The organism is Staphylococcus sp. aM, assembly GCF_052975125.1.
This window is the reverse complement of record NZ_CP121449.1, coordinates 1-26,641: the sequence shown is the minus strand read 5'-3', so window position 1 is coordinate 26,641 and position 26,641 is coordinate 1. Positions and strand designations below refer to the sequence as shown.

The 26,641-nt window shown below is 32.1% G+C and carries 25 protein-coding genes and 5 pseudogenes; 14 read left to right on the top strand and 16 right to left on the bottom strand.

Annotation, left to right across the window (positions count from 1 at the left end; translation table 11 throughout):
* Nucleotides 1-71: 71 nt before the first annotated feature.
* A pseudogene (locus P7F85_RS12650) lies at nucleotides 72-209 on the bottom strand (KxYKxGKxW signal peptide domain-containing protein); the annotation flags it as partial.
* A gap of 474 nt (nucleotides 210-683) precedes the next feature.
* Nucleotides 684-1,330: pseudogene (locus P7F85_RS12645) on the bottom strand (IS6 family transposase).
* A 15-nt stretch (nucleotides 1,331-1,345) separates the two neighbouring features.
* On the opposite strand from P7F85_RS12645, the gene P7F85_RS12640 reads away from it, so the two are divergent.
* Together P7F85_RS12640 and P7F85_RS12635 are read left to right on the top strand one after the other, a co-directional pair.
* The gene (locus P7F85_RS12640; protein ID WP_057525830.1) at nucleotides 1,346-1,678 is read left to right on the top strand and encodes a DDE-type integrase/transposase/recombinase; all 333 of its coding nucleotides are present in this window, start codon (nucleotides 1,346-1,348) and stop codon (nucleotides 1,676-1,678) included.
* A gap of 57 nt (nucleotides 1,679-1,735) precedes the next feature.
* Complete coding sequence (locus tag P7F85_RS12635; protein ID WP_081047735.1) at nucleotides 1,736-1,894, top strand: IS3 family transposase; 159 nt, start codon at nucleotides 1,736-1,738, stop codon at nucleotides 1,892-1,894.
* Between the two features lie 270 nt (nucleotides 1,895-2,164).
* Here P7F85_RS12635 and putP read toward each other — a convergent pair whose 3' ends face one another.
* Together putP and P7F85_RS12625 are read right to left on the bottom strand one after the other, a co-directional pair.
* Entirely contained in the window at nucleotides 2,165-3,703 is a 1,539-nt protein-coding gene (gene putP, locus P7F85_RS12630) for a sodium/proline symporter PutP (RefSeq protein ID WP_019236147.1), read from the bottom strand.
* 679 nt (nucleotides 3,704-4,382) lie between these two features.
* Nucleotides 4,383-4,625, bottom strand: a pseudogene (locus P7F85_RS12625) (cassette chromosome recombinase CcrB); the annotation flags it as partial.
* Nucleotides 4,626-4,798: 173 nt separating this feature from the next.
* On the opposite strand from P7F85_RS12625, the gene P7F85_RS12620 reads away from it, so the two are divergent.
* Together P7F85_RS12620 and P7F85_RS12615 are read left to right on the top strand one after the other, a co-directional pair.
* Nucleotides 4,799-5,815 (top strand): hemolysin family protein, encoded by a 1,017-nt coding sequence (locus P7F85_RS12620; protein ID WP_041786899.1) that lies wholly within the window; start codon nucleotides 4,799-4,801, stop codon nucleotides 5,813-5,815.
* A gap of 217 nt (nucleotides 5,816-6,032) precedes the next feature.
* Nucleotides 6,033-6,371, top strand: a pseudogene (locus P7F85_RS12615) (HAD hydrolase family protein); the annotation flags it as partial.
* A gap of 253 nt (nucleotides 6,372-6,624) precedes the next feature.
* On the opposite strand, the gene cstB reads toward P7F85_RS12615, so the two are convergent.
* Together cstB and P7F85_RS12605 are read right to left on the bottom strand one after the other, a co-directional pair.
* Entirely contained in the window at nucleotides 6,625-7,953 is a 1,329-nt protein-coding gene (cstB, locus tag P7F85_RS12610) for a persulfide dioxygenase-sulfurtransferase CstB (RefSeq protein ID WP_015387316.1), read from the bottom strand.
* A gap of 18 nt (nucleotides 7,954-7,971) precedes the next feature.
* Entirely contained in the window at nucleotides 7,972-9,039 is a 1,068-nt protein-coding gene (locus tag P7F85_RS12605; protein WP_447158584.1) for a DsrE/DsrF/DrsH-like family protein, read from the bottom strand.
* Between the two features lie 138 nt (nucleotides 9,040-9,177).
* Between P7F85_RS12605 and cstR the strand changes: the two genes are divergently transcribed.
* Nucleotides 9,178-9,438 carry a persulfide-sensing transcriptional repressor CstR gene (gene cstR / locus P7F85_RS12600; protein ID WP_000456194.1) on the top strand — a complete coding sequence of 87 codons (261 nt, stop codon included), beginning with the start codon at nucleotides 9,178-9,180 and terminating at the stop codon, nucleotides 9,436-9,438.
* Entirely contained in the window at nucleotides 9,435-10,193 is a 759-nt protein-coding gene (locus P7F85_RS12595) for a sulfite exporter TauE/SafE family protein (RefSeq protein ID WP_002473148.1), read from the top strand. Before cstR ends, P7F85_RS12595 begins: the two co-directional genes overlap by 4 nt.
* 61 nt (nucleotides 10,194-10,254) lie before the next feature.
* Here the strand turns inward: P7F85_RS12595 and arsC are convergent, their stop codons facing one another.
* Genes arsC through arsD form a run of 6 tightly spaced genes read right to left on the bottom strand, consistent with a single transcriptional unit; the run spans nucleotide 10,255 to nucleotide 15,991 of the window.
* Entirely contained in the window at nucleotides 10,255-10,650 is a 396-nt protein-coding gene (arsC, locus tag P7F85_RS12590; RefSeq protein WP_015387314.1) for an arsenate reductase (thioredoxin), read from the bottom strand.
* 18 nt (nucleotides 10,651-10,668) lie between these two features.
* Nucleotides 10,669-11,961 carry an arsenite efflux transporter membrane subunit ArsB gene (gene arsB, locus P7F85_RS12585; RefSeq protein ID WP_047211152.1) on the bottom strand — a complete coding sequence of 431 codons (1,293 nt, stop codon included), beginning with the start codon at nucleotides 11,959-11,961 and terminating at the stop codon, nucleotides 10,669-10,671.
* Nucleotides 11,961-12,275, bottom strand: coding sequence for an ArsR/SmtB family transcription factor (locus tag P7F85_RS12580; protein ID WP_002441914.1), 315 nt, complete (start codon nucleotides 12,273-12,275; stop codon nucleotides 11,961-11,963). Before P7F85_RS12580 ends, arsB begins: the two co-directional genes overlap by 1 nt.
* Nucleotides 12,272-13,936 (bottom strand): FAD-dependent oxidoreductase, encoded by a 1,665-nt coding sequence (locus tag P7F85_RS12575; RefSeq protein WP_047211151.1) that lies wholly within the window; start codon nucleotides 13,934-13,936, stop codon nucleotides 12,272-12,274. Before P7F85_RS12575 ends, P7F85_RS12580 begins: the two co-directional genes overlap by 4 nt.
* Nucleotides 13,936-15,657, bottom strand: a complete 1,722-nt coding sequence (arsA, locus tag P7F85_RS12570; protein ID WP_029056260.1) for an arsenical pump-driving ATPase — start codon at nucleotides 15,655-15,657, stop codon at nucleotides 13,936-13,938. The genes P7F85_RS12575 and arsA overlap by 1 nt, the downstream gene beginning before the upstream one ends.
* Nucleotides 15,644-15,991, bottom strand: a complete 348-nt coding sequence (gene arsD / locus P7F85_RS12565; protein ID WP_002489605.1) for an arsenite efflux transporter metallochaperone ArsD — start codon at nucleotides 15,989-15,991, stop codon at nucleotides 15,644-15,646. The genes arsA and arsD overlap by 14 nt, the downstream gene beginning before the upstream one ends.
* 281 nt (nucleotides 15,992-16,272) lie before the next feature.
* Here arsD and P7F85_RS12560 point away from each other — a divergent pair, with 281 nt between their 5' ends.
* The 6 genes from P7F85_RS12560 (at nucleotide 16,273) to P7F85_RS12535 (ending at nucleotide 19,520) form a co-directional block, all read left to right on the top strand.
* Nucleotides 16,273-16,467: a hypothetical protein gene (locus P7F85_RS12560; RefSeq protein ID WP_029056259.1), complete on the top strand. Its 195-nt coding sequence runs from the start codon at nucleotides 16,273-16,275 to the stop codon at nucleotides 16,465-16,467.
* A 45-nt stretch (nucleotides 16,468-16,512) separates the two neighbouring features.
* Nucleotides 16,513-16,833 carry an ArsR/SmtB family transcription factor gene (locus P7F85_RS12555; RefSeq protein ID WP_002449352.1) on the top strand — a complete coding sequence of 107 codons (321 nt, stop codon included), beginning with the start codon at nucleotides 16,513-16,515 and terminating at the stop codon, nucleotides 16,831-16,833.
* An 87-nt stretch (nucleotides 16,834-16,920) separates the two neighbouring features.
* Nucleotides 16,921-17,805: a permease gene (locus tag P7F85_RS12550; RefSeq protein ID WP_050969630.1), complete on the top strand. Its 885-nt coding sequence runs from the start codon at nucleotides 16,921-16,923 to the stop codon at nucleotides 17,803-17,805.
* Between the two features lie 13 nt (nucleotides 17,806-17,818).
* A complete protein-coding gene (locus P7F85_RS12545) occupies nucleotides 17,819-17,947 on the top strand; it encodes a hypothetical protein (RefSeq protein WP_002449516.1) in 129 nt (42 codons plus the stop codon).
* 216 nt (nucleotides 17,948-18,163) lie between these two features.
* Nucleotides 18,164-18,580 (top strand): IS200/IS605 family transposase, encoded by a 417-nt coding sequence (gene tnpA, locus P7F85_RS12540; protein WP_057525768.1) that lies wholly within the window; start codon nucleotides 18,164-18,166, stop codon nucleotides 18,578-18,580.
* Nucleotides 18,531-19,520, top strand: coding sequence for an NADP-dependent oxidoreductase (locus P7F85_RS12535; protein ID WP_398576854.1), 990 nt, complete (start codon nucleotides 18,531-18,533; stop codon nucleotides 19,518-19,520). The genes tnpA and P7F85_RS12535 overlap by 50 nt, the downstream gene beginning before the upstream one ends.
* A 225-nt stretch (nucleotides 19,521-19,745) precedes the next feature.
* Here the strand turns inward: P7F85_RS12535 and P7F85_RS12530 are convergent, their stop codons facing one another.
* From P7F85_RS12530 to P7F85_RS12515, 4 genes and pseudogenes are all read right to left on the bottom strand, one after another.
* Nucleotides 19,746-19,841, bottom strand: a complete 96-nt coding sequence (locus P7F85_RS12530; protein WP_107529390.1) for a type I toxin-antitoxin system Fst family toxin — start codon at nucleotides 19,839-19,841, stop codon at nucleotides 19,746-19,748.
* A gap of 327 nt (nucleotides 19,842-20,168) precedes the next feature.
* Nucleotides 20,169-20,807, bottom strand: a pseudogene (locus P7F85_RS12525) (RepB family plasmid replication initiator protein); the annotation flags it as partial.
* A 406-nt stretch (nucleotides 20,808-21,213) separates the two neighbouring features.
* On the bottom strand, nucleotides 21,214-24,534 hold the full coding sequence (locus tag P7F85_RS12520; RefSeq protein ID WP_447158583.1) for a fibrinogen-binding adhesin SdrG C-terminal domain-containing protein: 3,321 nt from the start codon (nucleotides 24,532-24,534) through the stop codon (nucleotides 21,214-21,216).
* A gap of 273 nt (nucleotides 24,535-24,807) precedes the next feature.
* Entirely contained in the window at nucleotides 24,808-24,984 is a 177-nt protein-coding gene (locus tag P7F85_RS12515) for a cold-shock protein (RefSeq protein ID WP_002467525.1), read from the bottom strand.
* A gap of 852 nt (nucleotides 24,985-25,836) precedes the next feature.
* Between P7F85_RS12515 and P7F85_RS12510 the strand changes: the two genes are divergently transcribed.
* Together P7F85_RS12510 and P7F85_RS12505 are read left to right on the top strand one after the other, a co-directional pair.
* Nucleotides 25,837-26,085 (top strand): AbrB/MazE/SpoVT family DNA-binding domain-containing protein, encoded by a 249-nt coding sequence (locus P7F85_RS12510; protein WP_171001934.1) that lies wholly within the window; start codon nucleotides 25,837-25,839, stop codon nucleotides 26,083-26,085.
* Nucleotides 26,082-26,417 (top strand): type II toxin-antitoxin system PemK/MazF family toxin, encoded by a 336-nt coding sequence (locus tag P7F85_RS12505; RefSeq protein WP_002467526.1) that lies wholly within the window; start codon nucleotides 26,082-26,084, stop codon nucleotides 26,415-26,417. Before P7F85_RS12510 ends, P7F85_RS12505 begins: the two co-directional genes overlap by 4 nt.
* Nucleotides 26,418-26,641: the final 224 nt, after the last annotated feature.

Sequence of the window (26,641 nt, the reverse complement as noted above, 5' to 3'; positions counted from 1 at the left end):
TTTAGAGCATTCTTCTTGAAGCTTGAATTTTGTGAATTCAAATCTTTTCCTACAGCTACTTTTTGTCCTGCAAAAGGTAGACCCATAACTTTCATAAGTTGAATTTCTCTAATTCCTGCTTTAACCCAATTTTTTCCTGATTTATACAATCTCACTCTTGCTTTTTCTTCTTTAAAATTTTCTTTAAACCGTTTGATTTTTTTGGTCATAATTTCCTCCATTAATTGAAAGTTTTAACTGTAATATTACCCATTTGACTGAAAATTTTTGTTTTTTAGTACCCTAATACTATCACTGTCACTTTCTAAAAACAATTAAATTTAATTCAATATTTACATTAAAAATATTTTGTTTTTTAATGTAAATTTATTTTAACTACGTTTTTATTTTACTCACACTTCTTATCGTAAAATAATTAAATTTTTATTTTAATTAATTTTATTATTCTATATTAAAATATCATTCCTTTGATAAGAATAACTCCCATTTTCATGATGCTTATATAAAGTAAGAGTGTATCATTAACTTAAATTGTAATGACACACTCTCACTTTATAGCAAAATATTAATATTTATTATTTTCTAAAAATCTCTCTAAAACTTCATCAATAATAGCTTTTATAGGTTCTGTTGCAAAGTTAGAAAAATATAGCTAATTACCACTTTATCATGTCGTTGTTCCCTTAACTGGCTAACATATGTCTAATTTCGTGGAACGGTGAAAATCCGTAGATCTGAAGAGACCTACGGTTCTTTTTGTATAGAGCGTAAATACATTCAATCCCTTTGATTGTATTTTTTGCTGTATTGATACTTTGATATCTTGTTCAATGAGGTTATTGAGATATTTAGATGTACAATGACAGTTAGAGTTCAATTTAAACGCTTGAATTACTTTAGCCATGGCCATCTTCGTTGAAAGTGCTTGATTTGTAAAATCACTATTTGAGGTTTGCCAAACTGTTTAACGAGGCGTTTTATAAACGCATATGCTGAGTGATTATCTCGCTTTTTGCGTAACCAAATATCTAGTTTATGACCATCTGCCTCAATCGCACGATATAAATAACACCATTTTCCTTTTATTTTGATGTATTTCTCATCAATACGCCACCTATAATACACTTTTTTTATGCTTTTTCTTCCAGATTTGATACAAAATCGGGGCATATTCTTGAACCCAACGGTAGGCTGTTGAGTGATGAACGTTCACACCACGTTCTCTTAGTATTTCAGATATATCACGATAACTTAATACATATCTTAGGTAGTAGCCAACGGCTACAGTAATAACATCCTTATCGAATTGTTTATATCTTAAATAATTCATACAGAAGGCTCCTTTTTGTTAAAATTATACTATAAAATCAACTTTGAAACAGAACCATATAAAGCCTATAAAGGTAAAATTGGAAAAGTTGCGAATAATTTAATCAAACGTCGATTTAAAACTGACCGACTTTATCAAAAAATAGTGACCGACATTACAGAGTTCAAACTAAAAAATGATCAAAAATTATATTTATCAACGTTTATGGATGTATATAGTTCAGAAATCATTAGTTTTACTATGTCTGATGGATCTACCTTAGATATAGTCATGACACCACTTCAAGCGCTCATTAATCAAAAGCCTAAAATAAACTATCGTTCAACAATACATTCAGACCAAGGATGACATTATCAACACGATAAATATGTAAAATGCCTAAAAGATAACAATATTTTTCAAAGTATGTCCAGAAAAGGTAATTGTTTAGATAATGCATTAATGGAAAATTTCTTTGGATTACTAAAACAAGAAATGTTTTATGGCAATCAATTTCAACATTTTGACCAATGGAAACAATCCATTCATCAATATAATGAAAGAATTAAAAGGCTTGTCTCCTAAAAATCATAGAAGACAAACCTTTGAAATTATATGCTTAACCAAAGTACAACTTTTGGGTTTCAGTACATAAAAAATCATCGTGGGATGTTCTTTAGCAATTTCAATATAAGCATCGTGTAGTAGTAGATAGGTAATGCCAATTTGCTACCATATTAGATAAGTGTTATTGAAATTGATAAAAACTATATACTTCAATAAAATGAAATTTGTAAATAAAAAATAAGAGATAGAACCACGATTTCTTGTTCTACCTCTTTAAATGATAAAATGTTATTTTTCTTTTACAAGTTTTTTAACTTCTTCTAATTCTTTTTCAACATCTCTATTCGGTTTTTTAGTTATAAGACTTACGATATAAGTCACAATTAAACTTGTTAAAAATCCAGGAATAATTTCATATAAATTAAAGAAGTCAATATATTCTCCTAATGGTTTCACAAAAACAATCCAAATAATGACTACAACTGATCCTGATATCATACCAAAAATAGCTCCTGTACGACTTAATCCCTTCCAATAGAGAGATAGTAATACCAGTGGACCAAATGCTGCACCAAATCCAGCCCATGCATTACCAACAAGATTAAGTATAGTATCATTTGGAGTCCATGCGATTATAATAGATATAATTGCTATAATAAGAACAGATAATCGACCTACTAATAAAAACTCTTTTTTATGTTTTTTTGCAGCTTCTTCGCCTCTAATTAATTTATAGAAATCCTCTGTAAGTGAACTAGAAGTAACAAGTAGTTGTGAGGAGATTGTGCTCATAATAGCTGCTAAAATTGCTGCAAGAAGGAAACCACCAACCAATGGATGGAATAAAATTTGGCCCATTAAAATAAAAAGTGTTTCTGGATCATTTAATTTAACTCCTCTATCTTGAACAAAAGCAATACCTATCAACCCTACACATACAGCACCTATTAAACTAATAGCCATCCAACTAATACCAAATCTTCTGGCAGTTTTTAATTGACTAACAGATTTGATTGACATGAATCGTACTATAATATGCGGTTGACCAAAGTAACCTAATCCCCAAGCAAAGAAAGAAATAATTCCCACAATAGTTGTCCCTTTAAATAAATCTAAATTAGTCGGTTTTAAATTTGCTGCTTGAGAAAAAGCATCAATCCCTCCGAGCTGCATCATGGCTACAATAGGTACCATAACCATCGCAATTAACATAACTACACCTTGAAAGAAGTCAGTTAATGATACTGCTAAATACCCCCCAAAGAATGTATAAGCAATAACAATCACCGAAACTACAATAAGACCAGTATGATAATCTAGACCAAACGCACTATTAAATAATTTACCACCTGAAACCATACCCGAGTGAGTATATAGTGTAAAGAATACAACAATAATACCACCAGAGATAATTTTAATAATATTAGAATTATCATTAAGGCGATGTGTAAAATAGTTAGGTAATGTGATTGAGTCATTCGCTTTTTCAGTGTACACACGAAGTCTTGGTGCTACAAGTATGTAGTTAACATAAGCTCCGATAGTTAACCCAATAGCTAACCAAGCTGCTGATAAACCTGTTGTATAAACCTCTCCAGGTAACCCCATAATCATCCAACCACTCATATCTGAAGCTCCAGCAGATAATGCAGTAACGTAAGGTCCTATATTTCTTCCACCAAGCATATATTCTCTTAAATCTCCGGTTGCCTGCTTATAACCATAATATCCAATAACAAGTAAAATTAGAAAATATACTGCAAGCATGATATATGTCCGCCAGTCAAGATTCACTTGGCTTGATAAAGATGTAGCTAAAACAAACATATTAAATAACTCCCTTATATTTATTTTTGTTACATACAATAATTATACAAAAAACAAGAGTTATTTAAAGGGTAAATTTAAATTTTTGGTATTTAATGAATCTTATTAATTGTAAATACTATATTTATGTAGCAGTGACTATATTTTTAATATTAATTTTTAGTATATAATATTCATTGATTTTGTATATAACGATAATAAAAATAAATATACTATATTTGAGTAACATATAAATCGATATATTTGATTTGTCATTTATTAAGAATCCCGTTGACAATATGAGAAAATTCTATATAAAAACTCGTGATAAACGTTGGTGTAACAAGGAAATCCCGGAATCCCACCCATTTTGACGAACAATCAACTCATTATTTATAAGTATTGATGATAGGATTGGGTCTCTGCTTCCTTATATATATTATTTGTTTATAAAGAATAACGGGATTTTGGGATTGTGCTTGTACAATCCTTCTGTTTCTTCGAATTTGCAAATCCCATTCCTTTCCCGGTAAAAAATTATCGTGGGATGTTCTTTAGCAATTTCAATATAAGCTTCGTGTAGTTATGAAAATAATTACGACAATGGCTGTTTCATTAGATAAGTGTTATTGAAATTGATAAAGAGAATTCTAAAATTGGTTAGATAAAATAAATGAAAGAATAACAGAATAGTCATTGTTTATTCAATAGTTATATATATAGTTTGCGGCAAAAATAAAGACGAAGTGCTGAGGAGCACTTCGTCGAGTGGATGGTTATTAAATAGTTGTTTATTAAAAGCGTTATCCAATTTGAGGATGATGTAAAATTAATTTTTATGATATTCATCTATCCTTATATCAATACGATTGATAATCGTTAGATACAGTGATTTCAATTGCTATTTCTCTAATTCTTCAATATCTTTGAACATTGTCTGTAACACATTAGCAGTCATATCAGTATTATAATGTGGGAATTCAGCTTGTTTGTCTTGTTCTAGTAGATAGTACTATTTATATTAGTATTTAAAATTTAAATATTTTGATTATATAAAAAACGTTGATACAATTCATATAATAGTAAGTCTATATTTTTTATTTTGGAAGAACATATTTGGGGACCCTATTTAGTCTGATTACTTTTATATTATTATTAGTCCTAACGGCATTTTTCGTAGCGACAGAGTTTGCTATCGTGAAAGTCAGAGAAACAAGAATTGCACAATTGTTTAATGCAGGAGAGAAGAAAGCAATCTCTGCTAAAAAAGTTGTCGATCATCTTGACGAATACTTAGCTGCCTGTCAATTAGGTATTACCATTACCGCTTTAGGTATTGGTATGGTCGGGGAATCCACATTTGAATTTATTCTAAACCCACTATTCAGTAGTATAGGTATTCCTGAAGCATGGATACATCCATTTACTATTGGTGGTGCGTTTGTTATCGCGACATTTTTACATGTAGTTGTAGGTGAGATGGCGCCTAAGACCATTGCGATTCAAAAAGCTGAGTATATTACATTACTCTTTGCGAAGCCAATCATCTTTTTCTATAAAATAATGTATCCATTTATTTGGCTATTAAATGGTGCAGCACGATTAATCTTGAAAATGTTCAACATGAAACCAGCTAAAGAGAGTGAGGTATTCCACTCTGAAGAAGAATTGAAACAATTAATTCAAGATAGCCATGAAGGTGGCGAAATTAATGACAGTGAGTTACACCATATTAATCAAGCATTTAAATTCGATAATTTAGTCGCAAAAGATATTATGATCGATCCAGAACATGTCAAAACACTCAATTTAAATACGCGTTTTGATGATGCGATTCAACAAATTAAAGTAGATGCATTTACAAGATATCCAGCTATTAAAGATGATCAAATTGTTGGTTTTATCCATTCCAAATCATTATTTAATGTGGATCAGCCATCTAAGTTAGCGACATTTGTTAATCCAATTATCAACGTTAAACTGAATACGCCATTGAAGCACATTTTGGAAATAATGAAAAAGAAAAAAGTTCATATTGCTGCAGTTTATGATAATGCTGATTTCAAAGGTATCATTACTTTAGAAAATATTCTTGAAGAAATCGTTGGCGATATTGAAGATGAATATAATTAATACAACTGTTTATACTGACCCTATCATTGAGATTTGAAAGTTTGAATGATAGGGCATTTTTTATTTACCGACTTTAAACTTTGACATCCGACTCAATTTGTAACTATAACGATTACATGAAATGAGAAGATTGAAAATTAGTAATCGTTTTACTGTAGTTGGCGAACAAGTATCATTGATTAAACGAATCATTTAAGACTAGACGATTCATTGTTATGGACATATTCATTATGACTATCGTATTGAATATTTACGTAAACATATTCAAGCTGCTATCGAAGCAGTAGCTAAAGACGTTGATAAAGGAAAAACGATTCGTTTTTTACAAAATTTATTAAATATAAGTAGTGAACAAACGATTGTATTAAGTGATGGTTTAAATGATGTTCCTTTATTTGAGCATGCACGATACAAAGTTGCTATGGACAACGCTTATCCAGAACTTAAAAGTAAAGCAAATTTAATTTCAATTAATAATGATAGAGATGGCGTAATAGAAACATTGAATATATTACTTATAAATGACGATAATCATAGTGAATGCAACAATATGTAATTAACTTTTATACGATAAACCGCATCATAAAGGAATTTTGAACGTATCAGAACATATGAGGTTTATAAGAATTGCTGTTATGTTTTTTGAACACATCAATAAACAAAAAAGGTATGCACTATGTAAAATATTTATTAAATGATATAAAGCGAGGATACATAAATGATTTTTAAATAGATATGTATCCAATAATATAAAAAGGGACTATAAGCTATATCTAACTACTTATAGTCCTTCTTCATTAGTATAAATATTAAGAAAGGTGTATATCTTTGTAACCTTCATTTACATTAATAATGTTGTGATAACCTTTATGTTCTAAAATACCAATAGCTATCGAACTTCTAATGCCAGACTGACAGTGTACATAAATAACATCGTTTTTATTGAAAGGTAAATCTGTTTCTAAAAGTTTGCTGTGTGGTACATGAACCGCTTGAGATAAGTGGCCATTATTCCATTCATTATCATTACGTACATCTAATATATGTGATTCGTTACCTGTAATGTCTTCACTATGAATGGAACGTGTTTGAATCTTAGATTGAGGTAATTGATATCCAGCAACATCATCGTATCCAATGAGTTGTAAGGTGTGTGTTGCTTTTGAAATAAGGTGATAGTCTCCAATCAAGTTAATTTCTTGATCATAGTTTAGATACCAGCCAATTTGATTGATGAAATTTTTATCATATGGAATATTGATTGTACCTTCAATATGTCCACCATGATAAGCCTCCTTACTGCGGAGATCAAAAGTTAATCTGTTTGTATTTGTAGTTGGATAAACCGTATAAGGTTGATATAAATTCATACCGAATTGATTAATTTTTTTCATTTGTGCAAAATGATGTGGTGGTGCAGGTTGATCAGAAATGAGTTTATCGATAAAGGTAGCTTCGTTATTTTCAAAAAAAGCCCAGTTCGTTTGTTTTTCATAGCCAAGCGTAGATGTTGGAATAGCACCTAAAGATTTACCACAAGGACTACCAGCGCCATGGCCAGGCCAAATTTGAATGTAGTCTGGCAAGTCTTTAATACTTTTAATCGATTTAAACATTTGTTTAGCGCCTATTTCAGATGATCCTTCTACTTTAACCGCTTTTTCTAGTAAATCAGGTCTACCGATATCTCCTACAAAAATAAAATCACCACTGAATAGTCCCATTGAAACTTGTGCTCCAGCACCTTCGTCAGTAAGTAAAAAACTTATACTTTCTGGCGTGTGACCAGGTGTATGAAGCACTTTTAATTTTATATTTCCTACATAAATATCGTCATTATGTTGAACAAAATGAGTGTGATTAGGCATATTTTTATAACCTAATGTGTCATCACTTTCACCTGATACATAGATATTAGCATTTAACTTTATAGCAACATCTCTAATTCCTGAAGCAAAATCTGCATGTATATGTGTTTCAGCTGCATGAGTAATGGTTAAACCTTCTTCATCAGCAACTCGAATATATGAAGATAAGTCACGAATAGGATCAATAATCATGGCTTCTCCAGTTTTTTGACAACCGATTAAATAAGATGCTTGAGATAAATGTTTATCATAAAATTGTTTAAAAAACATAATATCATTCCTTTCTAATTATATAAATAAATTGTGATTAGCTTGTTCTGTATATCCAATATATGCACCTACGCCACCGTATTCTACATCATCGCGTAATTCTTCTTTTGTAATGCCCATCACATCCATACTCATTGTACAAGCGATAAGTTTAACACCTTGCTCAACTGCTTGATCAATAAGAGAAAGTAAAGTATCGACATTTTTCTTTTTCATGACATAACGCATCATTAGATTGCCTAAACCAAACATATTCATTTTAGAAATAGGCATGTTAATTGGTGAATTTGGAAGCATGAAGTCAAAAAGTTTTGCAATACCTTTTTTCTTAATACGTTGACTTTGAATTTTTTTAAGTGCATTTAAGCCCCAAAATGTGCAAAAAATGGTTACATCTCTCCCTGCGGCTTTAGCACCATTAGCAATAATCATTGCTGCAACTGCTTTATCTAGCTCGCCGCTAAATAAAACAATCGTTGTTCCACTTTTCGTGTGTGTCACTTCTATATTTTTATTTTCTTCTTTTTGAATAATAGCGCGAATTTCATTACCAGAATCATTGAGTCTAACAAGTGTATGTCCAGTTTGTTTGACCCAACTTTTAATATCATTTAAAAATCCGTGATCAGTCACAACAACTTCTATTTGATCACCAATAGCGATGTTTTTGATTTCTTTACTAATATTAACAATAGGTCCTGGACATTGTAGATTACTATAATTGAACATCTTACGATTATCTTTAATTTCTCTATCTTCTTTTACTTTAGATAAATTATCATTATGATGTTGTTGTTCGTATGCGGTATAACCTCCGTCTAAATTCACCACATCGTATCCACGTTGTGCAAGAAATTGACTGGCTTTTCTACTTCTATTACCACTTTTACAATAGATATAGTAAGTTTTATTTTTGCTTTGTTTAAAAGTCTCTATATTTTCAACTGAATGTAATAAAGCATTTTTAATGTGTCCTAATTCAAATTCTTCAGGCTGTCGAACGTCAATTAATTGACCCTTAGAACCCAATTCTTGTAATTCTTTTTTAGTGAAATCATTAATGTGTTTCGTTTTATATTGTGACATAATTACCTCCTTTTAAATACCTATGGGGGTATATTATAACGAATTAGATAGTTTGTCAAATACCTATGGGGGTATTTGACAAACTAAAATTTAATCAATATGATGTAATTATTAAAAATGAATGTGGAGTGAAATATATTGGAATATAATAAAAAGATGATTAATCGTATTCATCGCATACAAGGACAGCTTAATGGAGTCATTAAAATGATGGAGGAAGAAAAAAATTGTAAAGACGTCATTAGTCAATTAAGTGCCTCTAAAAGTTCTATTCAACGGTTAATGGGTATTATCATTAGTGAAAACTTAGTAGAATGCGTCAAAATGTCTGAAGAAAATAGTGAAGATTCTCAGGCACTAATTAATGAAGCAGTTGAATTATTGATAAAAAGTAAATGATAAGTATAACAACAATTATAGTAATGTTAGTTATTGGTATCTTAGGAGGATTTATTTCTGGATTAGTCGGTATAGGGGGAGCCATTGTTATTTACCCAGCTCTCTTATTATTACCACCATTATTTGGTTTACCTACTTATAGTGCTTATATTGCTTCAGGATTAACTTCAAGTCAGGTTTTTTTTAGTACATTGAGTGGATCTTTAAACGCATATAAAAATAAAAATTTTTCTAGAACGCTTATACTTAATATGGGAAGTGGAATGGTAATAGGTAGTATGCTAGGTGCAATCTTAGCGAATTTAATAAATGTTCAGTTTGTTAATACGGTTTATATTATTATTGCATTACTAGCTCTTATTCTAATGTTTATAAAAGTTACACCATCTACTAGTCATATTAAGTTTAATCGTCTACTTTTAATTACAATAGGTGGTATCATCGGTTTGGTATCTGGTATTGTAGGAGCTGGTGGCGCATTTATTATTATTCCAGTACTACTTGTTATATTTAAATTACCAATGAACATGGTGGTTACAAATAGTATTGTAATTGCATTCATTTCTTCTATTGGAGCATTTATGATTAAATTATTACAGGGGTATATTCCTATCAATAGTGCAATACCGTTAATTTTAGGTAGTATACTATTTACGCCTCTAGGTATGAAAATGGGTCAGAAAATACCTGACTATATTCAAAAAACAATAATATGTATTTTAATCGTCGTTGCAATTATTAAGTTGATATTTTGAAGTTATTTTATAATAAAAAGTCTATTAAAAAGCGTCTCAATGATATTGAGACGCTTAAAATTTATCTAGCCTTAAATGAGTCAATGGCTGCTTTGATTTCATCTCTAACACGTTGGAATTCTGACCAAGGTTTGCCAGCAGGATCGTCAAATCCCCAATGTTCCTTCTTTACATTAGGCGGCAATACAGGACAGTTTTGATCAGCATCGCTACATAGAGTTACTACTAAATCAGATTGGTTTAGTATATTTTTGTCAATTAAATTAGAAGCATGATTTGATATATCAATTCCAACTTCTTTCATAGCTTCTATTGCTTTTGGATTTACACCGTGTGCCTCAATACCGCCAGAATATACTTGCCATTCATCTCCTAAGATTTTTTTACCCCAGCCTTCAGCCATTTGGCTACGGCATGAATTACCTGTACATATAAAATAAATTGTTTTTTTATCCATAAATAGTTTCCTCTTTTTTTAGAAAATAATAAGTGTTAGATATAACCCTAACAGTGTGATAAATAATACCGGAATCGTTATAATAATACCGATTTTAAAGTATTGTCCCCAAGAAATTTTGACACCTTTTTGAGTAAGCACATGTAACCAGAGAAGTGTTGCTAACGAACCAATTGGTGTTATTTTAGGTCCTAAATCAGATCCGATAACATTCGCATAAATCATGCCTTCCTTGAGTATGCTTGTTGTTTGAGATTGACCAATCGCTATTGCATCTATTAAAACAGTTGGCATGTTGTTCATAATGGATGAAAGGAATGCAGCTATAAAGCCCATGCCCATGATACTACTAAATAAGCCGTAATTTGAAATATTTGTTAGTACATCACCAAGAAGCGTTGTGATGCCCACATTTTTTAGACCAAATACCACAAGATACATACCAATAGAGAATAAAACAATATTCCATGGCGCACCTTTAATTACTTGTTTCGTATGCACAGCCTTAGACTTACGTGCTAATAATACAAATATTAAAGCAATGATACCAGCAATAATTGATACTGGAATATTTATAAACTCACTTATTAAATAACCAACTAGCAATACAGTGAGTACAATCCACGAGATATTAAAAAGCTTTTTGTCCTTAATCGCTTCTTTTGGTTCTCTAATATTTACTGCATCAAATTTTCTTGGGATAGACTTTCTAAAATAAAGCCATAAGACAAGAATACTTGCGATTAAAGAGAATATATTAGGTATAATCATTTTACTGAAGTACTCAACAAATCCAATATCAAAGTAATCAGCAGAAACAATATTAACTAAATTACTAACAATTAATGGAAGAGACGTAGTATCTGCAATAAAACCACTAGCAATAATAAATGGGAATATCGTTTTTTTATCAAATCCTAAACTACGTACCATTGCTAAAACAATAGGCGTCAGTATTAAAGCCGCACCATCATTTGCGAAGAAGGCTGCTACAACTGAACCTAAGAGCATGATAAAGATAAACATTTTCAAGCCATTACCCTTTGATGCTCTTACCATATGTATGGCAGACCATTCAAAGAATCCAATTTCATCTAATATGAGTGAAATAAGAATAACTGCAACAAAAGTTAAAGTCGCATTCCAAACAATTCCAGTAACTTCTAGTACGTCTGAAAAGCTTACAACGCCAGTGATTATAGCAACTACAGCACCAATTAATGCAGTAATACCAATATCTAGACCTTTAGGTTGCCATATAACAAAAATTAACGTTAATACAAATATTGTGATTGCTAATATCGTCATCATTAACACTCACCTTTCTCTACTGTTTCACATATACATGGGACAGTACTGGAACTCAATAGAGTGAGTCGTGATGTAACGTTATCCAATACGTCATGATTCAATTTGTATAAAATTTTATTACCATCTTTTCTGGATGTAATTAAATTATTGTCTTTTAATACTTTCATATGATGACTTAATGTGGGTTGAGAAAAAGAAAAATGCTCTAATAAATCACAAGCGCATAATTCACCGCAAGATAACAAGTCTAATATTTCAAGACGGCTACTATCAGCAATCACTTTTAAGTATTGTGAAATTTCTTTATAATTCAATTTTTCTTCTTCCTTTCTACTTGAAACCTTTTATAACGTTGATAATTTTTATTACCACCTGACAAATTAAACACTTGTTTAAAACCTAAATTAATAAGTACGTTTTGTGCAGCATTCCCAGTAGTACCTTTATTACAGTAAGTCACTATCTTTTGATTTTTATCTACTGTTTTTGCATAACTTCTCAATATTTTCAATGGGACGTTAATCGCTCCATCAACATGATTAACTTCAAATTGCTTTGGAGAACGTACATCTAAAATCAATAAGTCATTATTTTGTTTCATGACTTCTTCAGGCGTTATAATTTTGCGTCCTCGAGTAATATTGTGTCCAATCATCCCTGTATAAATAACAGGATCTTTAGTTGTAGAAAAAGGAGGCGCATATGCTAAATCTAAATGAAATAAATCTTCTGCATGGGCACCAAACGTTATAGCAGTAGCTAGTACATCTATTCTTTTATCTACACCTTCATACCCAATAATTTGGGCACCCAGTAATTTAGAATTGTTTTTATCAAATATAGCTTTAATTACCATTTCTTGACCTTGCATATATTCTGGACGATTCGGTTTCACATTGTGTAATACGTCAATATCAATATCTAAATCAATAGCTTCTTTTTCAGTTAAGCCTGTTTGGGCAATTGTCATATCAAATATACGAACAATGCCTGTTCCTAAAATGCCTTTATGTTCTAGATTTCCACCAGTTAATCGATCTCCTAAAATACGTCCCATTTTATTTGCTGTAGAACCTAACGGTCTATATATAGGGTCACCAGTAATTAAATTATAACTTTCTGCTACATCACCAATTGCATATATGTGAGGAATATTTGTTTCAAAATACTTATTGGTTTGTATTGCTCCAGATTTTCCAATATTAATACCAATTTCTTTAGCTAATTTAGTATTTGGTATGACACCAATTCCAATAATGATTAAATCTGTATCAATTAATTCGCCAGTTTTTAAGCTCACTCTATTTATTGTATGATTTTCATCATAATCAATAATATCTATTTCATTATTGGTATATACGTTAGCTTTATCTTCAATATATTCTTGAATCATAAAACTGATATCGTAGTCTAAATGAGGCATAAAAGTACTACGTTGAATAATTGAAGTATTGTAATTAGATAATTGTTCTAACATTTCTAGACCAATAAATCCACCACCAATGATTGTTATATTCTGAATATCATTGTCCTCAATATAATTATAAATTGCTTTCGCATCATTAATATTCTTAACTTTAAATACATTGTTATATTCTTCGCTATTTAATTGAGGAAGTTCCTTAGGCGATGAGCCTGTTGCTAATACTAATTCGTCATATTCTTGAATCATCTTTTCATCATTTACTAAATTGGTAACAGTTATTGTTTGATCAGTATCATTTATCTGATTCACTTCATATTTTGTATAAATATCTATATTAAAGCGCTCTTTAAACCATTTAGCATTTCTTGGCGTGAGTTCATCAATATCAGATACATTACCGCCTATATAGTAGGGGATACCACATACTGAATACGAAATATCACTATCTTTATCAAAAACGATAATTTCCACATCTTCACTATTTCTTCTTGCTTTAGCCGCGACACTTGTACCGGCAGCAACTGAACCGATGATTACAATTTTTTTAATTATGATAACCCCCCATAAGGTATGACAAAATAATTGTCAAAACTTTCATTTTTAATCTTGTTTATCCAAAATGATTCATCTTCTTTTTTGTTACTAAAAAGGTCATCACGTTGATTTAGCGTAACTAACGATTGATTAACAACCCACCAATTATGGCCTATATTAGCTCTATTTAAATCTTCTACTAAACGTTTAGATTCTAAATAAGGTGTTTTTTCTGCTAGTGTTACGATTATCATCTGTGTTAAATTTTTATTTTGAATTTTAGGTAATAATGTTTCAACATTACTGGTAGTTTGAGTTGATTTTTTCTTTAATTCTCTATGATGATTTTCACTAGAATCAAGTAACAGCAAGGTATGGCCTGTAGGAGCTGTGTCTACAATGACGTAATCCATGTCGTCTTGATTCTCCATAATGTCACTAAAGGCTTTGAAAAATGCTATTTCTTCTGTACAAGGTGATTTTAAATCTTCCATAATATAATCAATATCGTCTTGTGGTGTATCATCATTCACTGTGGCTAGTACTTCTTTTTTATACTTTTCTAATGCTTGTTCTTCATCAATATAAGCAGTATTTAAATTACTTGTAGTTTCAACATTAATTTCTTTAGTAGGGTCAGTAGTTGCTAAAAGAACACGATATCCTTTATTAGATAATGCTGTAGCTAATTGCGTTGCTACTGTCGTTTTACCAACGCCACCTTTTCCCATTGTAAATAAATATTGAACTTTACTATTTTCAATTTCATCGATTAATTTATTGAATTGCGGATGATCTTCAACAATAAAGTCATCATTTTCAATTAAGTTATCATCATTTAATAGATTAGTTAAATTTTCTATACCTTCTTCTTTCTGCTTTTTATATGGAACGTAATAAGCATGATTGTTATTTAACCATTCAGTAAAATGATTAATGTTTTTATCTTGTTCCGATTTCATCTGACTCGAAATTAAACCGTGACTTTCTTCTATATAGTTGTTAATGATTACTTTGAATTTAGAAATTGACAGTTGTTGTAATTCTTGTTGCGCTCTTTGAATTTCATATATAGAAGAGTGAGTAGGTCTCGCAACTAACATCATGGTCGTATCATCTTGGTTACGTAGTTTTTCAAGTGCTGAATTATATTTAACTCTATTTTCATTTAAACCTGATAATTGACCTAAGCAAGAAGCGTCATTACTCGTTGTATTTAAATAATCTGTCCATGCAGAAGGTAATTCAAGCATTCTCAAAGTGTGACCTGTGGGAGCTGTATCAAATATAATGAAATCAAATTCTTGTTCTAAAGTTTTATCGGATAAAAAATTTGTAAATTCATTAAATGCTGCTACTTCAACTGTACATGAACCACTTAACTGTTCTTTCATTTCAGCAAGCACATCTTCTGGTAGAATACCCTCATAAGGTTCTATAGATTGTGCTTTATAATCGTCTGCAGCAACAATCGGGTCGAAATTGGCTATAGAGAGATTAGGTATAGGTTGATATTTAGTTAATTTATTAGATAATTCCATTTGAAATACATCTTGTAAATTACTAGCTGGATCAGTACTTACTAAAGCTACTTTCTTTCCATTCTCTGCTAAGTTTAAAGCAATAAAACTTGATATCGTTGTTTTGCCTACGCCACCTTTACCAGTAAAAAACAAATATTTTGTTAACTCAATGTTATCTAAATTCAATTTATTTAAGTATTTAACAGCATCCATTTCCACCACAGCATCCTCCATTTCTCATTTGATTAACTGTAATAATTTCATCGGCTTCTTCTTGGGTAATATAAGCGCCCGTTTTAGTTATATTGCCTTCTATAAAAGTGATGGGTAAAACTTCATCACCTTTTTCTTGAATTAAACGAATAACTTCTTGATTTTTAATGAATTCATTCGGATTGTTATTCATATTATAACGTTGAACTTCTATTTGATTTTGCTTTAAATATTCATTGATTTGGTTCGCTTTTATTAGTGTTTCATCCGGTTCTGGACCACATACGCCAGTAGAACAGCACATAGCTTCTTCGTATATTTCAATATTTAACATTATACTCACCTCATTAATTAATTTACGATTATAGACTAACATCTATATAGATGGATGTCTATGTTTTTCTTGAGTTTTAAAAATTTTACTAAATTTAATTCTTAATAATACAATTTATAAAAAAATTATTTTAATATTTCTGTGATCAATACCTAAGTTTATGTAAAATTATAGGTTTTCTTCTTGCGATAATATAGATATTGATTTATATTTAATATATCAAAAAAAATTGATGTATTAAATGATATAAAACTACGTTGACAATAAGGAGGCGTGCTTGATTGCGAGTAAACCATGCAAGTACTTTAACTGTTGGTTATTTTGTAAGTTATTTAAATCTTGTTATGCTATCAAGAGAAATCAATTTAAAAGAAGCTACAATGTATATGGAGAAGGAGTTCTTTAAAGGGAACATTAATCAGTATGGCGAATCAACAAAAAATAACTATAAACAAGCAATTCAAGAATTGAAATAAAGATAATATAAACTCAATGAAATATTATAAAAAGGATGGTCTTTTATGGAAGTTATTAAAGCAAAGACTGATATGAGTGAAGATCAACAATTTGACTTTTATGAAAATATGTTTAATGCGCTAGCTGATAAAATCAGATTAAAAATACTAAATCAAATTAGCCAAAGCTTCAATAAATCATTATGTGTATGTGATTTAGAAGAGTTATTAGATATAAAACAATCTAAACTTTCTTATCATTTAAAAAAATTAGTAGATGCAAATGTTCTTATTGCTGAAAAGCATGGCACATGGAATTATTATAAAATTAATGAGCAGCAAATACAGGTTGTTTTAAATGAAGATACTTGTTGTAAGATACTTTAAGTATCTTTTTTAATATAGTATTAATCAAATTTTTTTGATTAATACATCAAGAAATATTGATTAATTAAATTTGGAGGCATTATACTCATGTTAGATTCAATTATGGAATTTATAAAAACATTTGTGATGTTGTTTTTTGAATTATTAATACTATTCATCATCGTGAGCTTTATTGTAAGTTTAATTCAACAAGTAGTTTCGGAAGAAAAAATCAAAAGATTTTTGAGCAAGCCTAATCAAGCAATTAGTTATATATTGGGGATGGTGTTTGGTGCGATGACACCCTTTTGTTCTTGTTCTACAATTCCAATACTTGCAGGTCTATTAAATTCTAAAATACCTTTTGGTCCAGCAATGAGTTTCTTAATATCTTCACCATTAATGAATCCATTAATGATATTTATGTTATGGGCCTTATTAGGTTGGAAAGTTGCTGTTATTTACTTTGTTGTACTAGCGATTTTTAGTATTTTAACGGGTCTAGTATTTTCAAAAATGAATTTAGTTAAAACTTACAAAGGTGTAAACGTTAAAGGAGATGGATTTTTTGCTAATAAACATGGATCTCGTTTTAAACAAGCATTAAATGATGCGTGGGCATTTTTATATCCAATGCTTCCTTACCTATTTATTGGTGTATTTATTGGAGCGTTCATATATGGATTTGTACCCGAAACATTTATTACTAAATATGCGAGTGAAGGTGGCATTATATCCGTATTTATTGCTTCTATTATAGGTATTCCTATGTATATTAGACCTGAAACAATGTTACCTATAGCTGAAGCATTAGCTTCAAAAGGAATGTCGCTTGGGACAGTTGTTGCTTTGATCATTGGTGGTGCTGGTGCAAGTATTCCAGAAGTTATATTATTATCGAAACTATTCAAGAAAAAATTTGTAATCTCATTCGTTATCGCCATTTTAGTTGTAGCTATTTCTACAGGTTTGATGGTGAACATCGTTATTTAAAGGAGGTGAGATAATGGGAGTCAAAGACGTATTAAAAAAATTAAAACCTCAGGAACAATCTTGTTGTTCAGTAGAAATTGAAGAAAAAAAAGAGAAAAATGAAAAAGAGCAACAGGATAATAATTGTTGTTGTAACAATTAATTTAGAAGTCTGTAAAATATATGCTTCTAATAAATGAACGACAAATTCCAATGTAATAGTATGGAATTTGTCGTTCTTTCATTGTAAAAAGAAAACCATACGCTATGCGTATGGTTCAGAAAAGGTTCTACCGTTGTCACAAAAAAAGCAACTCTACGTGCTAGAATAAATATTGGTCAGCCAACCAAAATAATCAACACGAGGAGATGCTTTTTAATGTCATCCGACACAAACAGTTTAGCACATACAAAATGGAATTGTAAGTATCACATAGTCTTCGCTCCAAAATATAGAAGACAAGTAATATATGGGAAGATAAAGAAAGATATTCGAATTATTCTACGCCAATTATGTGAAAGAAAAGGTGTAGAAATTATTGAAGCAGAAGCATGTAAAGATCATATTCATATGTTAGTTAGTATTCCACCCAAAATAGGAGTGTCTTCATTTGTTGGATATCTAAAAGGTAAAAGTAGTTTAATGATTTTTGATAGACACGCTAATTTAAAATATAGATATGGAAATAGAAAGTTTTGGTGTAAAGGTTTTTATGTAGATACAATAGGTAGAAATAAAAAAGTCATTGAAAATTACATTCGTAATCAATGGTATCCCTCAAGACGATGTATTTAGATTTGAAACAACAGAAACTCGAGAACCATATGCAGGTGAGGTTCAAGTAGAATCCATTTATGTATCTGTAGATCCTTACATGAGAGGCAGAATGAATGATACAAAAAGTTATGTTCAACCTTTCCAAGTGAATGAGCCATTACAAGGTCATATTGTTGGAAAAGTCACACAATCGAAAGATGAACGTCTATCTGTGGGTGATTATGTCACAGGCATATTACCATGGAAAAAGATAAATACAGTGAATGGAGACGATGTGACCCCTGTTCCATCAAAAGATGTACCATTACATTTATATTTGAGTGTTTTAGGCATGCCGGGAATGACGGCCTATACAGGATTGCTTCAAATTGGTCAACCAAAATCTGGCGAGACGGTTGTCGTGTCAGCTGCATCCGGTGCAGTAGGCTCTGTCGTAGGACAAATTGCTAAGATTAAAGGCGCAAAAGTTGTCGGTATTGCTGGTGGTAAGCAGAAAACAGCATATTTAACAGATGAATTAGGATTTGATGCGGCCATTGACTATAAACAAGATGATTTCACGCAGCAACTCGAAGCGGCTGTACCAGATGGTATTGATGTGTATTTTGAAAATGTAGGCGGCGCAATTTCTGATGAAGTGTTTAAACACTTAAATCGATTTGCGCGCGTTCCGGTATGTGGTGCAATTTCAGCATATAATAATGAAAAAGACGATATTGGACCACGTATCCAAGGAACGTTGATTAAAAATCAAGCATTAATGCAAGGTTTTGTAGTAGCCCAATTCGCTGATCATTTTAAAGAAGCAAGCGAACAACTCGCACAATGGGTGTCTGAAGGTAAAATTAAATTTGAAGTGACGATAGATGAAGGTTTTGACAATTTACCTTCTGCATTCAGAAAGTTATTTACAGGTGATAATTTCGGTAAACAAGTTGTCAAAATCAAAGAAGAATAGTGCAAAAATTGCAACACCAATTGTTATAAATGAGTTGTATATATTATCACTAATTAAGAGTATTTAGATATCATCTCTTCTTAATCACTATTATTTCTTAAATTTTGCATTTCTTTACTTACCAGTGTTATAATTTTGGTAACGAAAATAAGTATTCACTTATACACCAATCCCCTCACTATTGCGAGTAGTGAGGGGATTTTTGTTGGTGTGGCTATATGTCACCTATTTTTTATTGCATTTACTTAGCCAATGAGTAAAAAACGCAATGGCACAGCCACTGATGACTGGCGCTATGATGTGAACGAAAATAAGTATCACTTTATACACCTCCTCTCTGCGTCTGAATTGACGCCTGAGAGATAGGCGACCTTTATATTATACCATCTGTAATGGATGAGTTACAGATAACTTCCGATAAGCCATCTTATTTATATAAAACCTATATTATCATCGTGGTCAAAATTGACGGACTTGCTATTTATCTTAAATTCTCTTTCATTTTTTTTACATTTATTCGATAACTTTGACAAAAAGATGCAAAATCAATTTACCTCTTTTACTTTTACCATTGACTAATCATAGATAGCCCATAAAAGCGCCACACCTTTAACACATTGTATAGCTCTACAGTAGCTATCATAAATGTTACTCATCCCAATCAATTTGTAGTTGCTTTAAGAAAGCTTCACGCTCTTTCTCAAGTTCAGGATCATGTTCCTCTGAGATAGGTGTTTTTTCATAAGAACGTTCTTCTAACCATTGTGGTGTTTTTTCTCTACTAATATATTGTCTTGAATCGACTGTATTTTTACTTTTAGCGTACTTTTTATTATAAATACGATTTTCAGGTTCGAATATAAATTCCAGATACTCTATTTTTCGTCCCTTTTTTGCTCTAACTTTATGTATCTTTAATGCTTTAAAAATATAACTGAGTTCGTTAATAATAGGTTTTAATACATTCTTATTAATATCGGTCATTCTATACGATGTTGGAATATCTAATCGCTCTCTAAAATCATTTATTTTTATTTTTAAATAACCTGTATGTTTAAACTGCTTAAGTATTCTAAACATGTTTTTAGAATACGTTGATTTAAGCGTCGTCATTTCTTCTAGTTCAAATTTTGTAAAATTATTCGTAATTGAATTAAGTATATGCTTTAGATTAGGAGATGTTGAAATCTCTAAATATTGTTCCTTTTTATGAATTCTATAATGATTAAACAACACAAAGCGCTCTATGATTTCATCATCTTCATACTTAATTGTCAATTCCAACATTAAAATTAAATATGCAACAGAACCAATTAAAAACACCCGTATGGACGGGTGTTTTTTAATTATAACTATTTTTTTATAAAGTCTAAAAGCATACCGATAAGTCAATCAACTTAACTACTTTTTCTAAATTTTGTTTTCTTCTTTAAAAAATTAAACTCTCCCTTTTTAAAATTAATAACCCAATATTTTTGTGATTGATTATAAATATAATTCTTTCCATTTTCACTATTGCTATCGCTAACCTTATAAATGTCTCTACAAATGGTCACTTCATCTTCAAATTTATATTCTAATTCAATTTTTTTATTAAATATCATTTAAAGTATGATTTTCCCTATATTATCAAAAAAGGCCAGGACCATAATGGCCTGGCCTTAACTATTTCAAATATTTTAAAATAGATAAATTATTGCTCTTTATTATCATTTTTACGACGTTTACCTAACAATAGCGCTCCAAGTGCTGCAAATAATGAACCAAATAACGTACCGTTGTGTGAATTATTACCAGTATCAGGTAGCTTTTCATTATCAGCGTCTGCATCTGCGTCGGCGTCGGCATCTGCGTCAGCGTCGGCATCGGCATCTGCATCTGCGTCGGCATCTGCGTCAGCGTCGGCATCGGCATCAGCATCTGCGTCGGCATCGGCATCTGCATCTGCGTCGGCATCGGCATCTGCGTCAGCGTCGGCGTCGGCATCGGCGTCGGCATCGGCGTCGGCATCGGCATCGGCGTCAGCGTCGGCGTCTGCATCGGCGTCGGCATCGGCATCGGCGTCAGCGTCGGCGTCGGCATCGGCGTCAGCGTCGGCATCTGCATCGGCATCAGCATCTGCGTCGGCATCTGCGTCGGCATCTGCGTCTGCATCAGCATCAGCATCTGCGTCGGCGTCGGCATCTGCGTCGGCATCGGCGTCGGCATCGGCATCGGCATCGGCATCGGCGTCTGCATCTGCGTCAGCGTCGGCATCTGCGTCGGCATCTGCGTCGGCATCTGCGTCAGCGTCAGCGTCGGCATCTGCGTCGGCATCTGCGTCGGCGTCGGCATCTGCGTCGGCGTCGGCGTCTGCATCTGCGTCTGCATCAGCATCAGCATCTGCATCTGCATCTGCGTCGGCGTCTGCATCTGCGTCTGCATCTGCGTCGGCATCTGCGTCAGCGTCGGCGTCGGCGTCGGCATCTGCGTCGGCATCGGCGTCGGCATCGGCATCGGCATCGGCGTCTGCATCTGCGTCAGCGTCTGCATCTGCGTCGGCATCGGCGTCGGCATCTGCGTCAGCGTCAGCGTCGGCATCTGCGTCAGCGTCGGCATCGGCGTCGGCATCGGCATCAGCGTCGGCATCGGCATCAGCATCTGCGTCGGCATCTGCGTCGGCATCTGCGTCTGCATCAGCATCTGCATCTGCGTCGGCGTCTGCATCTGCGTCGGCGTCGGCGTCTGCATCAGCATCAGCGTCGGCGTCTGCATCAGCATCTGCATCAGCGTCGGCGTCGGCGTCTGCATCTGTATCATCTTTATAGAAACCACTATCTAAAGTCATGTCATCATGACCGTCAATAGTTACAGTTACTGATCCACCATTTGAATCTAACGAACCATCTCCAACATTAATTTTAGTTGGTGTATAACCTTCAGGTGTTTCAAATGAAACTTGATATGTTTCACCATCATATAAATTATCAAATTCATAATGTCCATTTTCGTCTGTTCTCACTGATTTTGAAGTGCCATCTGGATAAGTTAATGTTACTAGTACGTTACTGATTGGTTTTTCTTTTTCATCTGTACCTTGAACACCATCTTTGTCAACATCTTCCCATACATAGTCACCTATTTTATATGTTTGCTCAGGCGCCTCTTCTCCATTACCTCCACCTTGGTCATTAGTACTAATAATACTATTCGTATAACCAGCATAAGATAAAATACCATCATTAGTTGTTGTCATTCTAACACCTTGTTGTATTGCTAAACTATCCTCTGCTCCAGGTGTATATTTACTTTTCACCTTGATGATATAAGGTGAATTTATATTTCCAAAATCAACCATAGCTTGATTATTAGAATAATTTTTATCAATATTCACTTGATTTGTTACATCTTCATATTGACTATAATCATAAATTCTATTACTTTGCGGTAATTTTTGGTCTGGTTTAGCCTTATATACTTTAATATCAGTGCTATTGTCTATAATAGTGCTACCCTCACCATTAAAAAATCCACCATCATTATACACGCCCGCACCTCTAATTAAAACTTTAGCGTTTTGAGCATTTAAACTAAGTGGATTCACATAAACTGTTTGTTCTACAGTGTTGTCGTCTAAATCTAACTGTGAAAAAATAGATTGAATATTCGACGCACGTTCAACAATAGGTCGTTGGTAACTAACATTAAAAGTTTTATTTATTGGCTCATTAGCAGTTGCAAATGTTAAATCTACTGTTTCTTCATTTGGCACTTCTTTTTTATCAATAAAAGAATTCATAACTAATTTTGCATTTACATTTTCATACTTATCAACGTAATCTGTAAAAGTGTAAGTGGATGTTTTATTAGTATTATCAAATGATCCTGTAGCAATAACTTCTCCCGATGGATCCATAATATCAACTGGTGTATGGTCATCTGTTAAATCAGAAGGAACAGTTCGAGGATCATATTTTACAGTCATGGTATCTCCAGATTTTACATCATTATCGATTTTAAAATCAGTAGTATAAGTGATGTTTTCACCATCATGAGCACTGATTATACCATCTTCTCTCCCACCTTCAGTAATTGACTGATTAGTTACTGTAATTAAATCATTAACATTTTTACCCTGCTTTTGTGCTTGAGTTTCATTTAATGCAACTCTAGAACGAGGTTCAATAGAACGTGGTGCTGTTGCTTCTGCAGGTGTTGCATAAGCAATATCTTTATCTTGGTCATTAGATGATTCGTCATCGCCATTTTCTAAAGTTGAGTTTTCTAAAGAATCAGAATTAACTCCAACATAATCAGGTGCTTCACTTGCTGAATCGTCATTTGTTGCTTCTTCTTTTGCTGGTGTTTCTTGTGGTGCTTCACTTGTTGAATCGTCATTTGTTGTTTCTTCTTTTGCTGGTGTTTCTTGTGGTGCTTCACTTGTTGAATCGTCATTTGTTGCTTCTTCTTTTGCTGGTGCTTCTTGTGGTGCTTCACTTGTTGAATCGTCATTTGTTGCTTCTTCTTTTGCTGGTGTTTCTTGTGGTGCTTCACTTGTTGAATCGTCATTTGTTGCTTCTTCTTTTGCTGGTGTTTCTTGTGGTGCTTCACTTGTTGAATCGTCATTTGTTGCTTCTTCTTTTGCTGGTGTTTCTTGTGGTGCTTCACTTACTGAATCGTCATTTGTTGCTTCTTCTTTTGCTGGTGTTTCTTGTGGTGCTTCACTTGTTGAATCGTCACTTGTTGCTTCTTCTTTTGCTGGTGTTTCTTGTGGTGCTTCACTTGTTGAATCGTCATTTGTTGCTTCTTCTTTTGCTGGTGTTTCTTGTGGTGCTTCACTTGTTGAATCGTCATTTGTTGCTTCTTGAGAAACACTTTGTGTTTCATTTTGCTCTGCTGCATGTGCCCCATTGTTAATTCCAAACAATAAAGTTGCTCCAACTAAAATAGAAGCCGTACCAACCGAAAATCTTCTAATTGAGTATTTGTTCAATTTGTTTGGTAAAAAATCCAATCTTTTCTTTGATTTTTTCAAAAAATCACTCCTCTTATTTTAATATAATCGCAAATATATCAAGCCCTTTTGATATGTAAGCAATCTATTCTATTGTAATTAATATCTTTTTAAAATACAACATCAGGGGTTTTATTAAAATTTATTTTTATTAAATTTAATTTGTTAATATGTATAATTAAAAAATGAATATATTATTACAATAAGAAATAGTTTGTTAATCAAAAAAAAGCACTTAATCACAACGGATTAAATGCTTTGAACTTTAACCTATATTGCTGCAACATTTGTTGCTTATTCACCACGTTGACCTTCAATAATATCAAAATCAACATTTTGGCCTTCTTCTAAAGATTTATAGCCTTCTCCGGCAATACCAGAGTAATGAACGAAAACGTCATTCCCATTACCTCTTTCGATGAAACCAAAACCTTTGTCTGCGTTAAACCATTTTACTGTACCGTTATTCATATAGAATACCTCCACGTGCTTTTGCACATAATATTTGTAACAAATTCATAACTAAAAAAGAGGATATTCAAATCAATACACTACAATTTAATTCACGATCTTTGATTACGTTAGATTAACTATACACTTAATAATGTCATAAGTACAGAACTATTTTTAACCTTTGTTGATTTTAGTGATAATTAATATACGGCTCACATTTGCTTTTTAAAAGCTAATAAACAATTTTGAATATAAAACTATATAAGGATAGCTTTGCTTGAAATCTATTTTAGCAAAAAAACCACTCACTAAAATTAGTGAGTGGTTTTTAAAGTCTTAATAGCAAATTTCTAATAATTGGATAAGAGTTATTATGCTATATGTATTATATCACAATTTTTGGGGTTGAAAAGCTTTGTGAATAATCTTTGACGTCAAAAATAAAGAGCTATCAAAAGGATAGCTCTAAGCCTTCCCCTATAATTATAAGTATAATAAACGAGGATAATACTATGAAACGCTAAGATAAGACGTATATTTATTATAGCACAGCATTTATGCCGAGAATATTTATTGAGATTCAGAAGGCCCTTAACTAAACTTGAAGACGAATGTCGGCATATCTTGAGCTATTAAGCCGATAATTCGACAAGTTTAGGGATTGTTAAGGGTTCCGAAGCTCAACGTCAATAAAGCAATTGGAATAACGCAAAAATCATCATTAACTTTTATAAATATTATATTGTTAAATTTTATTCAATGATTCACAATCACAATATCCAAGCATTTACTAATGTATTTACATAAGTAAGTACAAATGATACGCTATAGATAAGGAGATGATACCAAATGACAAAAGCATTAAATGACATCAATAAAACATCTGAACGTGTCTTTAAAAATGGAAACAGTAAAGCAATAAGTCTGGGCAAACAAACGATTCAACTCGTTAAATTCGAAGTGGGAGATAAAGTCGAAGTTCAAGAAATGAATGGTGGACTATTCATCAAAAAGAAAGAAGAATCGATTGAAGATAGAATTACAAACTTTTTCAAAAATGGTGGTAAATACACTGAATCAGAAATTGATTTTGGTGAAAGCGTTGGTCGTGAAATATGAATATAAAACAATTTGATATACTTTATATCGACCTAGACCCAACACTTGGTCGTGAAAAACAAAAGATACGACCATGTTTAGTCATAAACAACCAAATGAGTATTGAAGGTACTGATTTCGTTTGGATATTGCCAATAACAAATCGAGAAAAACGCTTCGAAACAGATATTGAAGTTAAAACTAAGAAAGGTTTAATTACTGGAGTTATAGATACTATTCAAATGCGTTCTCTTGACTTAAATGCGCGTAAATACAACTACAAAGATGAATTGCAAGATAGATTAAAAAATGACGTTTTACAAGCTGTACAGACCTATCTGAAGCCATTATAAATTCAAAACACCCGTTTTATTTTATAGTAAAAGGGATTGGTTCTATTTAAGTAATTTTTGTTTAACTATTTAAATTAAATAAGGATTTCTAGCGTATTTTAAAGGGATCCTGTGCTATATTATCATCGTGGTCAAAATTGACGGACTTGCTATTTATCTTAAATTCTTTTTCATTTTTTAAATTTTATTCGATAACTTTGATAGAAATAGGAAGATTGATTTTG